Annotated in this window: 14 protein-coding genes; 8 read left to right on the top strand and 6 right to left on the bottom strand. The window is 63.7% G+C overall.

The features are described 5' to 3' along the window. Positions 1 to 325: 325 nt before the first annotated feature. From FCU66_RS09525 to FCU66_RS09490, 8 genes are all read left to right on the top strand, one after another. A complete protein-coding gene (locus FCU66_RS09525; protein ID WP_136616836.1) occupies positions 326 to 1273 on the top strand; it encodes an ABC transporter permease in 948 nt (315 codons plus the stop codon). Continuing rightward, a complete protein-coding gene (locus tag FCU66_RS09520; protein WP_136616824.1) occupies positions 1273 to 2064 on the top strand; it encodes an ATP-binding cassette domain-containing protein in 792 nt (263 codons plus the stop codon). Before FCU66_RS09525 ends, FCU66_RS09520 begins: the two co-directional genes overlap by 1 nt. Positions 2065 to 2171: 107 nt before the next feature. Further along, entirely contained in the window at positions 2172 to 2483 is a 312-nt protein-coding gene (locus tag FCU66_RS09515; RefSeq protein WP_136616835.1) for a MocE family 2Fe-2S type ferredoxin, read from the top strand. Position 2484: 1 nt separating this feature from the next. Continuing rightward, positions 2485 to 3267, top strand: coding sequence for a hydroxypyruvate isomerase family protein (locus FCU66_RS09510; RefSeq protein WP_136616823.1), 783 nt, complete (start codon positions 2485 to 2487; stop codon positions 3265 to 3267). A gap of 10 nt (positions 3268 to 3277) precedes the next feature. Further along, positions 3278 to 4090, top strand: a complete 813-nt coding sequence (locus FCU66_RS09505; RefSeq protein ID WP_136616822.1) for a 3-methyl-2-oxobutanoate hydroxymethyltransferase — start codon at positions 3278 to 3280, stop codon at positions 4088 to 4090. Between the two features lie 86 nt (positions 4091 to 4176). Beyond that, positions 4177 to 5640 carry a phospholipase D-like domain-containing protein gene (locus tag FCU66_RS09500; protein ID WP_136616821.1) on the top strand — a complete coding sequence of 488 codons (1464 nt, stop codon included), beginning with the start codon at positions 4177 to 4179 and terminating at the stop codon, positions 5638 to 5640. A 148-nt stretch (positions 5641 to 5788) separates the two neighbouring features. Beyond that, positions 5789 to 6637: an endonuclease/exonuclease/phosphatase family protein gene (locus FCU66_RS09495; protein ID WP_136616820.1), complete on the top strand. Its 849-nt coding sequence runs from the start codon at positions 5789 to 5791 to the stop codon at positions 6635 to 6637. A 76-nt stretch (positions 6638 to 6713) separates the two neighbouring features. Further along, positions 6714 to 7064, top strand: a complete 351-nt coding sequence (locus FCU66_RS09490; protein WP_136616819.1) for a hypothetical protein — start codon at positions 6714 to 6716, stop codon at positions 7062 to 7064. Positions 7065 to 7219: 155 nt separating this feature from the next. Here FCU66_RS09490 and FCU66_RS09485 read toward each other — a convergent pair whose 3' ends face one another. The 6 genes from FCU66_RS09485 to FCU66_RS09460 form a co-directional block, all read right to left on the bottom strand. Continuing rightward, the gene (locus FCU66_RS09485) at positions 7220 to 8614 is read right to left on the bottom strand and encodes a glutamine synthetase family protein (RefSeq protein ID WP_136616818.1); all 1395 of its coding nucleotides are present in this window, start codon (positions 8612 to 8614) and stop codon (positions 7220 to 7222) included. A gap of 98 nt (positions 8615 to 8712) precedes the next feature. Then, a complete protein-coding gene (locus tag FCU66_RS09480) occupies positions 8713 to 9798 on the bottom strand; it encodes a branched-chain amino acid ABC transporter permease (protein WP_136616817.1) in 1086 nt (361 codons plus the stop codon). Between the two features lies 1 nt (position 9799). Continuing rightward, a complete protein-coding gene (locus FCU66_RS09475; RefSeq protein WP_136616816.1) occupies positions 9800 to 10699 on the bottom strand; it encodes a branched-chain amino acid ABC transporter permease in 900 nt (299 codons plus the stop codon). Between the two features lie 8 nt (positions 10700 to 10707). Further along, positions 10708 to 11412, bottom strand: coding sequence for an ABC transporter ATP-binding protein (locus FCU66_RS09470; protein WP_136616815.1), 705 nt, complete (start codon positions 11410 to 11412; stop codon positions 10708 to 10710). 47 nt (positions 11413 to 11459) lie between these two features. Next, positions 11460 to 12614, bottom strand: coding sequence for an ABC transporter substrate-binding protein (locus FCU66_RS09465; RefSeq protein WP_164757578.1), 1155 nt, complete (start codon positions 12612 to 12614; stop codon positions 11460 to 11462). Between the two features lie 43 nt (positions 12615 to 12657). Continuing rightward, positions 12658 to 13383 (bottom strand): ABC transporter ATP-binding protein, encoded by a 726-nt coding sequence (locus FCU66_RS09460; protein WP_136616814.1) that lies wholly within the window; start codon positions 13381 to 13383, stop codon positions 12658 to 12660. Positions 13384 to 13432 lie beyond the last annotated feature (49 nt).

The following is a 13432-nucleotide window of genomic DNA, read 5'->3' as shown; positions in this document are numbered from 1 at the left end:
CCTTCTCCCCTTGTGGGAGAAGGTGTCGCCGCAGGCGACGGATGAGGGGTGTTCCAGCTTGGCAAGGACGGCGATCCGTCACGCACCTCTCATCCGTATCGGCGCTGCGCGCCGATCCACCTTCTCCCACAAGGGGAGAAGGGGGAGCCAACGTGCCGACGCCCCAAAGGGCGGCAAGCAACCTCGACCCGCTCACAACGCCAGGGACATTTCGATGACATCCCAAGCCCATCAACAACCCGCCGTGGCAGCGACAGCGCCGCACTCTTCTTTACCCTCGATCGGCAGCCTCGTGCGCCGACCAGAGGTCGGCTCGCTGATCGGCATGATCGCCGTGCTGGTGTTCTTCTCGATCTTCGGCGGCGCCAATTTCATGTCGGCCGGCGGCGCCGCGAGTTGGCTCAACGTCGCCTCGGAACTCGGCATCATCGCGCTCCCGGTCGGGCTGTTGATGATCGCCGGACATCTCGATCTCTCCGTCGGCTCGATGATCCCGGCCAGCTCGATGACCATTGCCATCCTCTCGGGCCACTACGACCTGCCTATCATCGTCGGCATCCTCGCCGCGCTCGGCCTTGGGCTCGCCGTCGGCTTCATCAACGGCGTGCTGGTGATCCGCACCAAAGTGCCGTCCTTCGTCGTCACCCTGGCAACGCTGTTTGCGCTCGCCGGCCTGACGCTCGGCCTTTCGGTCATCCTGTCCGGCAGCACCAGCGTGGCGCTGAAGAGCGGACCGACCGCCAAGCTGTTGTTCGGCGACTATCTCGGCGGCAAGTTCCAGGTGACGCTGTTCTGGTGGATCGCCGTCGTCCTGATCGTCGGCTTCATCCTGAATTTCTCGCGCTTCGGCAACTGGATCCTGGCCATGGGCGGCGACGCCGTCAGCGCCCGCAATGCCGGCATCCCGACCGACCGGGTGACGATCGCGCTGTTCATGAGCAGCGGCCTGTGCGCTTCCTTTGTCGGCATGTCGCAGGCGATCCTCTACAACAGCGCCCAGGTGGCCGCGGGCCAGTCCTTCATCTTCAACTCGATCATCGCGGTGGTCATCGGCGGTGTGCTGCTCACCGGCGGCTACGGTTCGGTCGTCGGCATCGTGCTCGGCACGCTGACCTTCTCGATCGTCAACCAGGGCATCTTCTACACCGGCTTCGACGCCAACTGGGCGAGCCTGATCATCGGCGTCCTGCTGCTCGCCGCCGTGCTGATGAACAACACGTTCCGCACCATGGCGCTGACCTACGCGCCGCGCACCAAACCGAGGGTCCGCTGATGACAACGCCCCAGCTCAGGCTGACCGCAATCAACAAGTCGTTCGGTCCGATCGATGTGCTCCACGACATTTCGCTCGAGGTCAACAGAGGCGAAGTGCTGTGCCTGCTCGGCGACAATGGCGCCGGCAAGTCGACGCTGATCAAGATCCTCTCCGGCGTCCACAAGCCGACGTCGGGCACGATGGAAATGGACGGCAAATCAGTCGCCTTCGACAGCCCCCGCCACGCCAGCGACCATGGCATCGCCACCGTCCACCAGTTCGGCGGGACGTTCCCGCTGATGAGCATCGGCCGCTCCTTCTTCGTCGGCGCCGAGCCGACACGGCGCTGGGGGCCGCTCACCATCTACGACCGCAAGCGGGCCAACGAGATCGCCGTCACCGAGATGCGCCAGCTCGGCATCACCCGCATCGACGACGGCGATCGCCTCGTCGGCGGCCTGTCCGGAGGCGAGCGCCAGGCGCTGGCCATCGCGCGCGCCGTCCATTTCGGCGCCAGCGTGCTGATCCTCGACGAGCCGACCGCAGCCCTTGGCGTCAAGGAGGCGGCGCATGTCCTGCGCATCGTTCTGCAGGCGCGCCGCAAGGGCATCGCGGTGATCTTCATCACCCACAACGTCGTCCATGCCCTGACCGTCGGCGACCACTTCGCCGTGCTCATCAGAGGTTCCAAGGCCGCCGACTTCCGCAAGGGCGAGAAAAGCCGCGAGGCGATCACCGACCTGATGGCGGGCGGCGAGCAGATGGCCGAGCTTGAAGCCGAGATCGAGAGCTTCAGCGCGACACAGTGAAGACGCCCATCTCCTCCTCCCGGGCATCTTCCTGTGCGGCCGGCGGAATGCGTGGTTCCGCCGGCCGCCTTTTCAACCAACCAAAGACAGGCTTGCAGGAACCAGCAATGGCAAAGTGGATTGATGCGTGCGCGACCGATGACATCGAGGAAGAAGACGTCATCCGCTTCGATCACGAGGGCCGGACATTCGCCATCTACCGCAGCCCCGACGATGCATTCTTCTGCACCGAAGGCCTGTGCACGCATGAAAAAGTGCATCTGAGCGATGGGCTGGTTATGGAATACAGGATCGAATGCCCGAAGCACAGCGGCGTGTTCGATTACCGGACCGGCGAAGCGCTGCGCGCACCGGTTTGCGTGAATCTTAAAACCTACACCACGAAGGTCGAGGACGGCCGCGTGTACATCGAGGTCTGACATGTCCGATACCTTCACCCTTGCGGCTTGCGTCGAAATGCTGTGGCGCGACAAGCCGATGGAATGGCGCGTGCGGCGCCTCACCGAAATGGGCTTCCAGATTGGCCTCTGGAACTGGCCCGAGCACGATCTCGCAATGCTCGAGAAATCCGGCGCGACCTTCTCGATCATGAACGGCTATCTGCGCGGCAGGCTTGCCGACGACGAGGGTGCCGCCGAACTGTTGAAGACGGCGAAGGAGACCGCGGCGGTCGGCAAGCGGCTCGGCGTCGCACGGCTCAATTTGCATGGTACCGGACTGGGCGATGGCGGCCTGCCGGTCACGCCCTGCGAGACCGTCACCGGCGCGATGTGGCTCAAGGCGCGCGACACATTGAACCGCATTGCCGACCTTGCCGAAGCCGAGGGCGTGACGTTCACGCTGGAGAATTTGAACCTGCCGGTCGACCATCCCGGTGTGCCGTTTGGGCGCGCCGAGGACACGCTTGCACTGGTGTCGAGCGTCAACCGGCCGGGCCTGCGCCTCAATCTCGATCTCTACCATGCGCAGATCGGCGAAGGGAATTTGATCGAGCTGTGCCGCGCCAGCCTGCCATGGATCGGTGAGGTCCAGGTGGCCGACGTGCCCGGACGCATGGAGCCCGGCACCGGCGAGATCAACTATCGCGGCATCGCCCGTGCACTGAAGGACATGGGCTACCGTGGGCCGGTGGGCATGGAGGCGTTTGCCTCCGGCGATCCCGAGATTGCCTTGCAGGCCTTCCGCGAAGCTTTCACCGTCTGAGGGAACAAGAATGGTCACCAAGAGCAGCCGCCCCACCGTCGCCGACATCCGCGCCATGAAGGGCCGCGGACAAAAGATTTCCATGCTGTATGTCACATCTGTCGAGGAGGCGGCGGCAGCGGATGCGGCCGGCGTCGACATGCTTTCGATCGAGGGCCGCTTCTTTTCGCCCGAGATGCGCGAGGCGGCCGGCCGCTGCTTCGTGCAGGTCGGGTTGCCCTACGGCCCCGCCGGCAATCTGGTCACGTCGGAGGATTATCTGAAAACCGCCTACCACTTCATGCGCATCGGCGGCGACTGCTTCTACTGCGCCGCCTCGCTCGATATCCAGAAGGCGCTCTGCGACAATGCGGTGCCGGTCGTCGCCCATGTCGGCCTGATCCCCTCGCAATGCACCTGGACCGGCGGCTTCAAGGCCGTCGGCAGGACGGCCGAGAGCGCGCGTGCGGTGTGGGATCACGTCAAGCGTCTGGAGGCCATCGGCTGCTTTGGCGCCGAACTTGAGGTGGTGCCCGACCGGGTTGCCGAACTGATCACCCGCAACACGCCGATGATCATGCTCGGCATGGGCGCCGGGCCACATGCCGACGCGCAGTATCTGTTCAGCGAGGACGTGCTTGGCCATACTGCTGGCCACAGGCCGCGCCACGCCAAGACCTACCGCAATTTCGCCGCCGAATATGAGCGGCTGCAGCGCGAGCGCATCGCCGCCTATCGCGAGTTCATATCCGACGTGCAGACCGGCGCCTATCCCGAGCCGCAGCATGTGGTTCCGGTCACCGACGAGGAGCTTTCTGCTTTCAAGGCCTCTCTGGCCCTCTAGCGGCCTGCTATCGAGACACGCGGTCGGCTCTCCAAGCATGACCGGCCGCATTGCCTTCTGCAATCGCTCGCTGGATAGTCTCGGCCATGTTGGAGACCCTGGCGACTCACTGGCCACAAATTCTCGCCATCATCTCGGTGGTGATGGCGACCGCTGGCATCGCCCACGCCGTCATGACCAAGGAGGATGTCCGCGCCGCCACCGGCTGGGTCGGCGTCATGGTGCTGTCGCCGATCCTCGGCGTGCTGATCTATGCTGTCGCCGGCATCAACCGCATCCGTCGTGCCACGATCACCGCCCAGCGCCCGCTTGCCGGCGATGCTGTGTCCGCCAAGCACGAGCGCGACCTCGCCGCCGAAGAGGCCCTGATCGTCGAGCGGTACGGCCAGCGCTTCGCGGGTCTCAGAACACTGGGCGACAGGGTGGCGCGGCGCGCGCTCAACCCGGGAAATGCAATCGATGTGCTGGAGACAGGCGACGAGGCCTATGCCGCCATGTGCGCGGCGATCGATGGCGCCGAGCGCAGCATCCTGCTTGAGACCTATATTTTCGACAATGATGCCGTCGGCCTGCTCTTCGTCGAAGCGCTGGCCGGCGCTGTCCGGCGCGGCGTCACCGTCCGCGTGCTGATCGATGCCGTCGGCGCCCGCTACTCCGTGCCGAGCATCCTTGGGCATTTGCGCGAGGCCAACATCCCCGCCGATGTCTTCAACGGCAACATCGTCATGGGCCTGCGCCTGCCTTACGCCAATCTCAGGACCCACCGGAAGATCCTCGTGGTCGACGGCATGGCCGCCTTCACCGGCGGCATGAACATCCGCAAGGGCTTCTCGGCCGAATTCGCCGGCTCCAACAGCGCCAGGGACACACATTTCCGGGTGAACGGTCCGGTCGTCGCCGACCTCTTTTCGGTCGCCGCCGAGGACTGGCGCTTCGCCACCAACGAGGCGCTGAAGGGTGATGCCTGGCGCATTGCCCCACTGTCACCGTCGCCTGGCGTGCCGATGCTGGTGCGCGCGGTCGCGTCCGGCCCGGACGCCAGCAACGAAACCAACCACAAGCTGCTGATCGGTGCATTCTCCGTTGCCCGCAAGTCGATCCGCCTGATGTCGCCCTATTTCCTGCCGGATCGCGAACTGATCAGTGCGCTGATCACCGCCGGCAGACGCGGTGTCGAAATCGACATCGTCGTGCCGGCCGTGAACAACCTCTTCCTGGTCGACCGCGCCATGACGGCGCAGTTCGACCAGGTGCTGAAACATTATTGCCGCGTCTGGCGCACGGAGGGGCCATTCGACCATTCGAAGCTGCTTTCGATCGACGGTGTGTGGGCCTATGTCGGCTCGTCCAATCTTGACGCCCGCTCGCTGCGGCTGAATTTCGAGATCGACCTCGAGGTGCTCGACGCCGGCTTCGCCAGCGAGATCGAGGCGCGGATCGGGTCGGCAATCGCCTCCGCCGTGCCGGTGACGCTGGAAGCGTTGCGGGCCCGGCCATTCCTTATCAGGCTGTTCGACCGGGTGCTTTGGCTGGGTTCACCCTATCTCTAGATGGGTTCATCCCTATCTCTAGATGGGCTTAGCCCTATCTTTAACAAAACGACGTGTTTGCCGGATAGTTTGATGTTGATCATGGAACATAAGCCCAAAGACTCTATTTGAGGTGCATGGTGAAAGCAGCTGAAATGGCAGGCACAGGATGCGAATGAACGGACGCAGCCTCCCGGCAAGCATGCTTCTATCCATTCGCGACCGCCGGATGCAGAAGGCAAACGCCGCTGCACACAAGACGACGGCCATCACCGGCACGCTGGTTGCCTCCTACAATGTCCACAAATGCATCGGCGTCGACAGGAAGTTCGACCCGGAGCGGACCATCCGCGTCATCCGCGAAATCGATCCGGATGTCATTGCGTTGCAGGAAGCCGACAACCGTTTCGGCGACCGTGATGGGCTTCTCGACCTGCCCCGGCTCGAGCGGGAAACCGGCCTGGTTCCGGTGCCGATTTCCGCGACCGGCAAGGGCCATGGCTGGCATGGCAATGTCCTGCTGTTCAAGAAGGGCGTCGTTCGTGACGTGCATCAGATCAAGCTTCCGGGTCTGGAGCCGCGCGGCGCGGTGGTGGCGGAGATCGACCTCGATGGAAGTCAGACGCTGCGCATCATCGCCGCCCATCTTGGCCTGCTGCGCCGTTCGCGCTCCCAGCAGGCACGTGTCGTGCTTGACCTGATGAACAGCCCGGACGAAAAGCCGACCTTGCTGCTCGGCGACCTCAACGAATGGCGGCTCGGCAACCGCTCTGCGCTCAACACGCTGCATGCGACGTTCGGCCCGCAGCCGCCGGCGGTCCCCACCTTCCCCTCAAATCTGCCGCTGCTGGCGCTCGACCGCATCATGGCCAACAGGCATGGCATGATTGCCGCCGTCGACGCGCATGACACGCCGCTTTCGCGCGTTGCCTCCGACCACCTGCCGCTGACGGCCTTCGTGCGCCTGGAGCGTGTCTCCGATAACGCCTTGATATCTCCGGCGTCGCAAAGCGTGTAGATTTAAAGTGGAACGCCCGGTTCTTCCGCGAGTTGATATGTCGAGTTGATATGTCTTTAACTCGCAGGAGGATGGAATGAAGAAACTGATTTTAGCTTCCGTGTTGGCATTTGCCGCGACAGCTGCAGTCATTGCACCCACGCAAGCTGCAAGCGTGATTATCCAGTCCGACGACGGCAACCGGTATTCACCGGACGATGAGTCCGACAACGGCGAAATTGTCGTTCGTCGCCATCATAACCGGTACAACAATGACCAGTATGATGACAACCAGTATGGTGACTATCAGAACGGCAGCGTGCAGTTCGGTGATTACCAGGGTGGCCAGTATCGCCGCCACCACCGGCATCACCGCTGCCATATCGAACTGATCAAGCACTGGCGCCACCACCACAGGGTGATCGAAGAGGTCCGCGTCTGCGGCTGATCCTAGAGCAGTTCACCGTTTCACGGAAACGGCGAACCACTCTAACTCTTTGTTTTGACGCAATTCCGAACGGAAAACCGTTTCACACTTTTCCTGGAATTGCTCTAGTCAGACCAACCGGCCGGCGAAAGCCGGCTGGTTTCGTTCTGGCATGATCAGCTGACGAAATAGCGCTGCCACTCGAAGTCGGTGATGTGCGATGCCTGCCAGGCGTCGAATGCTGCCTGCTCCGCCCGCCGGCTCTCGGCATAATTGTCGCGGAAGGCCTCGCCGAAGGCATCGGCGCAGAAATCCGATGCGGCGAACGCCTCGATCGAAGCATTGAGCGTGCGCGGCAGTTTCGGCTTGTCGAGATTGGCCAGGTTCGACGTCACCGGCGCCTCGAGCGGCAGGTCCTTTTCGATGCCCTCGCAGCCCGCTGCCAGCATCGCCGCGATCGACAGATACGGATTGATGTCGGCGCCCGGCGCGCGGTGCTCCAGCCGGCAGGCGCCGTCATTCGGCGTGGTGATGGCGCGGATCGGCGCGGTGCGGTTCTCGAACCCCCAGGCGACATCCTCCGGCGACCAGGCGCCGCGATCGAAACGGCGATAGGAGTTAACCGTCGGCCGGAACAAGAGATGCGTTTCCTGCATCCGCTTGAGCACGCCGGCGAGGAACTTTTCGGCGACCGGTGTCAGCCGGTTCGGCCCGGCGGCGAAGGCCGGCTTGCCGTCGCGCCACAGGCTGACATGGTGATGTGCCCCGCAGGCGCTTTCCTTGCCCGGCGGCTGGAAGCGCGTCATAAAGGTGGCGACTAGGCCACGCTCGGCGCAGAGTTCGCGCAGATGCAACTTGGCGCGCATGGCGTCATCGGCCGCCTGCAACGCCGATTTCGGCGTCAGCGCATATTCATACATGCCATAGCCATATTCGGTGACCAGCGACGCAACGCCGATGCCGATGCTCTTCATGCGGGTGATGAATTCGGCGGCAAAATCCTGATACTCGCCGCTGCGCACCAGATCATAATTGATCAGCGAATGGCCCCACGGCTTCAACTCGCGGTAGCGCCCGGCGCGCATCAGGTCGTGGTCGGCGTGGAAGATGCCGAACTCGTATTCCAGCGCGATCATCGGCTCGTAGCCGAGCGCCCTGGCGCGTTCCTCGACGCGGGCCAGCACGCCGCGCGGATCGAACGGACAGACCGCGCCGTCGAGCATGTAGGAACTCGTGATGGCAGAGGCGAATTTCGGCTTCCAGCCATGCTGGACGACCGTCGCCGGATCGATGATCCCCTTGATGTTGGGAAAGCCGTTCTCCTCATTGGCACTCGGCGAGGCGAAGGCAACATCGCCCATCGGCTGGCCGTCGCCATGGGTGACGCAATAGAGGATGGCGTTGATGGATTCGCCATAGGTCGAAAGTTTCAACGGCGTGATCTTGGAACGGAACGCCCCTGATGTGTCGACCGTATGCACCTCGATGAACTCGACGCCGCGCGTCGCCAGTTCGCGCTGCAGCGCCTCCAGCTTCGGCGCGTACGCTGCAGCCTTGTCCTCAAATTCCACGTTCAGACCTCCACCAGGAAAACTCGGAGCAATTCCAGGAAAAGTGTGAAACGGTTTTCCGTCCGGAATTGCGTTAGAAGAAAGAGAGAGACGCTCCGCTATTTTGCGTTGCGCCTGAAAAATCGCGACAACAGTTCATCGAGCTCGTAGCGCCCGCTGATGCCGCTCGGCCGAAAGGCCATGCAAAGCACGATGACGACGCCGAGCGCCACACCAGACAGCCCGAGCAATTGCGGCAGTTGGATGCCGGCGATCGTCACGCCGGATTCGATGCTGCGGATGAATTCGAGCCCGACCGAAAGCACGATCACGCCGGTCACCGCGCCGGTCACCGTCGCCATGCCCCCCAGGATCAGCATCGCCAGCGTGTTGAAAATCATCTGGAAGTAGAACAGTTTCGGGCTGATCGTGCCGGCGAAATAGGCGTAGAGGATGCCGGCCAGGCCACAGATCAGCGCCGACAACACCCACGACATCAGCCGTAGCTTTTTCGCATCGATGCCGAGTGCGGCAGAAGCCTGCGGGCTCTGGGCGCTGGCGCGGAGCTGCAGGCCCCAGCGGCTGTCCTTGAACAGCCGCGCCAGCACGATCACCACCACCGAAAACACCATCATCCAGGGCAGCCCGACCACCTTCGGGATGCCGAAGAAAGCCTGGTTGCCCTTGAACAGATCGGTCCAGTTGAGAAACACCGAATGAACGATGATCAAAAGCGCCAGGCTGACGATGGTCGCGGCGACGCCCGACAGGCGGCTGATCACCTTGCCGCTGACGGCGGCGACGATGCCGACCGCGATGAGCGCGATGAGCGCCGACGACACCGGATCGAGTTGCAGCGTCGCAAAGCCGAACGGCGCATGGGGGATCGACAGCTTCTTCATGGCCAGCGGCGTCGACAGGATGGCGACGCCATAGGCGCCGAGGCCGACAAAGGCACTGTGGCCGAGATTGGCTATGTTGCTGTTGCCCATGAACACTTGCAGGCCGACGACGACGATCAGGTTCACGAAGGCGCCGAGCGCCAGATAGGTGTAGTAGGTCGGCGCGAAATTCAGGATCAGCAGCCCGACCACCAGCACAGGCAGCGACGTCACCAACCCGCCGATGAGCGAGCGCGTCAGCGCAGCACGGGGCTGTGCGACAGCAGCAGGCGCAGATGCGGTCTCTTCGATTGCCTGCGACACCTCAAATCTCCTTGTCGCCGAGTTCGACCCGCTGGCCGAGCAGGCCTTCCGGCCGGTAGACAAGCAGCGCGACGATGATCACGTAGGTCAGCGCGTCCTTGAAGCCCCCATATTCCTGCGGCAACGCAACCAGCAGGCCGACCTCGATGAAGCCGAGCAGCATGCCGCCGGCCGCCGCCCCCGCCAGCGAGCCGAAGCCGCCGATCACGCAGGCGACGAACGCCTTCAAGACCAGGCTGAAGCCAAGATCGGGCGAGACGCTGCCGCGCCGCGCGATGATGAAGACGGCGGCGATGCCGGCCAGCGCGCCGGAGATGGCGAAGGCGGTGGCGATCACCCGATTCGCCTTGATACCCATCAGCCGCACCGTGGCGAAATCGCGCGATGCAGCGCGGATGGCGAGGCCAAGCGTCGAGCGGTTGAGAAACAGCACAAGGGCCAGGATGGTCAGGCCGGAGACGATAAGCTCCATCACCTGCAGCGACGACACCGCGAAAGGACCGAAGAACCACATCTGGTTCAGCCCGTTGAGGATCGAGACCGATTGCGGCTTTGGCGAGATCAGCAGCATGAACAGGTTCTGCACGACGATCGAGACGCCGAAGGCGGTAAGCAGCCCGGTCGTCGTCGGCGCATAGCGCACGGGCCGGAACGCCACCCGCTCGAAGGCGATGGCAGCCAGCGCCGCTGCGGCGACAGCAAGCAGTACCGCAACGATAGGTGAGGTCATTCCGAGCGCGGCGGCCAGGAATACGCTGTAGGCCGAAACGCCGATGATCTCGCCATGGGCGAAATTGACCAGGCCCATGATCGAGAACACCACCGCGAGGCCGAGTGCCACCAGCGAATATTCCGCACCGAAGGCCAACGCATTGAGAAGCTGCTGCAAGGCATAGTCCATGTCGCCGCCTACCCGCCGATATAGAGGTTGAAGAGGCCGTGTTCGTCGGCAAGGCTGGACGGCGGCCCGCTGTGGCGAAGCGTGCCGGCACTGACGACATAGACGCGGTCGGCGAAGCGTAGCGCTTGCCTGGCGTTCTGCTCGACCACCAGCAGCGTCAGCCCTTCCGCCTTCAGCTCGCCGATGAAATCGAAGATCTGCACGACGATCTTCGGCGCCAGCCCTAGCGACGGCTCGTCGAGCAGCAAAAGCTTCGGCCGCGACATCAGCGACCTGGCGATGGCCAGCATCTGCTGCTCGCCACCGGAAAGCGTACCGGCCGCTTGCCCGTAGCGTTCGGAAAGAACCGGAAACAACGCCAGGAAGCGCTCGATATCCTGGTGCACGCCCTTGGGATCGCGCCGTATCGCCGCGCCAAGCCGCAGGTTCTCGCCGACCGTCAGATTGGCGAAGATGTGCCGGCCTTCCGGCGTCGAGGTCAGGCCGGCGCGAATGCGGTCCTCGGTGCGGACACGCGAAATGTCCTGGCCGTCGAGAACGATGCGGCCGGAAGCCGGCGTGACCAGACCGGTCAGCGCGTTGATGGTCGAGCTCTTGCCGGCGCCGTTGGGACCGAGCAGGGCGACAAGTTCGCCCCGCCCGACCTTCAGGCTGAGGTCACGCACCGCGCTCACCGCGCCGTAGCGGACGACCAGATTGTCGACGCTCAACACGACGAGGCCTGCGCTGCGAAGGCTCGATCCATCATGACTGATGCCCGTCAGTTCAGCGCCGGAACGAAGGTCGGGGGCGTGTCGGTGATCAGCACCCGCTTGCCGTTCGCGAATCCCATCACCGGCACCGCCTTGACCGGATAGCCCTTCTTCTCGGCGAAGGAGATGATCGGCGCCGTAGTGCCGGGATAACCGCCCGGCGCGCGGATCGCCTCGCGCAAGGCGGCGGGCTCAACGGTGCCGGACTTCTTCGCCGCCTCATAGCTGATCTGCACCATGTCGGCGCCGAGCGCGTCGAAGATGCCGTTGATCTTGTAGCCGTCGGCCTTGCACTGGGCGAGGAACTTGTCGATCGGGCTGTCGACGCCAGTCGCGCCATGGGTGGCGAACATCACCTTCTCCAGCGAGGCGGGATCACCCACGGTGCCCTCCAGCGACTTGTCGTCGAAGGCATCGCAGCCGGCGACCCAGCCGTCATAGCCATTGGCGCGCAGCTGGCGGATGAAAATGCCGACATCCGGCAGCACGCCGCAGATGTGGATGGCGTCCGGCTTCTGCGGCAGCGCCTTGATGCTGGCGATTTGTGGCGACCAGTCTGATGTGCCCCAGGAGTAGTTGAGCTTGGAGACGACCTTGCCGCCGAGATGTTCGAACACTTCGCCGAACCATTCCGGCAGCTTTTCCGAATAGGAACCGGCATCGGGCGAGACCATCAGCGCCACGGTGCGTGCACCCTTGCCGTAGAGCGCATTGGCGGTCGCTGCCGCATTGATCGGATCCGGCACCGCGCCGGCGATGAAATTGTCGAGGCCGGCCTGCTGCATCTCGAGCTGCGTGTTCGGCGCCGAGAACACTGTGGCGCCGTAGGGCGCGGCGATTTGCGCTGTCGGGATCAGCGCATCCGGGAACGGCACACCGGTGATGATCTGGGCGCCGGCGTCGAGGAATTTCTGGCCGAGCGACACCGAAAGCTGCGGATCGGAGCGGTTGTCCTCGATCATCAGCTCGACCTTGGGATCACCGGCGCCTGCAGCCTTGTTCAATTTGTCGGCCATGCAGCGTGCCCCTTCGGCCTCGCTGTAGGGCGCGTAGGTGCCGGTCATCGCCACGGCGAGACCAATCTTCAGGTCTGCGGCGCCGGCATGCGTCACCTGCAAAAGCCCCGCCGCCACGACCGCGGCCCCCAAAATCATCTTGTCCATTGAACCCCTCCTTCTCCCTTGTTGTTGACGTTGCGGGGCGCCGTCACGATGTCTCGGACTGCCCGACATAAACCTCGATGACGCGCGGATCGCGCCACACCATTTCGGTCTGCCCGGACGCGATCACCTGGCCCTGGTCCATGACACAGAGCCGGTCGCAAAGCCGGTTGATGAAGCGCAAATCGTGATCGATGACGATGGTCGCGCAGCCGACATCCCTGCGAATGCCCTCGATCGCCACCGCGAGCGTTTCGGACTCACCTTCATTGAGACCGGCCGCCGGCTCGTCGAGCAGCAGCAGCGATGGACCCAACGCCAGCGCGCGGGCGATTTCGAGCCGGCGCTGGCTGCCATAGGACAGCGTTCCAGCCGGAACGTCGGCGAAGCCGTCCAGCTGATATTGGGCAAGCAGTTGATCGACGCCGATGCGTGCCGCCGCTTCCGGCCGCACCGCCTGGCACGTGATATGAGCGACCTCGACATTCTGCCGAACGGTCAAATCCTTGAACAGGCGGATAGTCTGGAACGTACGCGCGACGCCCGCCCGGGCGCAATATTCGGGACCGTGGCCTGTGATCTCCTTGCCCCCCAGCCTGACACTGCCGGTGTCCGGCTTGAGCACGCCGGAGATGGCGTTGACCAGAGTGGATTTTCCCGCGCCATTGGGGCCGATCAGGCCGAGGATTTCGCCGGCCTCGCAGGCCAGCGAGGCACTGCGCAACGCCTGCACGCCGCCAAAGGTCTTGCTGACTGCCTCAACCGACAGCATCGGTCACATCTCCCATCCGGCCGATGGCTATTTCTCCTGTCGGCCGGTC

The sequence above is a fragment of the Mesorhizobium norvegicum genome (genome assembly GCF_004919685.1).
Classification (GTDB): Bacteria; Pseudomonadota; Alphaproteobacteria; order Rhizobiales; family Rhizobiaceae; genus Mesorhizobium; species Mesorhizobium norvegicum.
The sequence above is the reverse complement of the archived record's forward strand: the minus strand, read 5'-3'. Positions and strand labels throughout refer to the sequence as shown.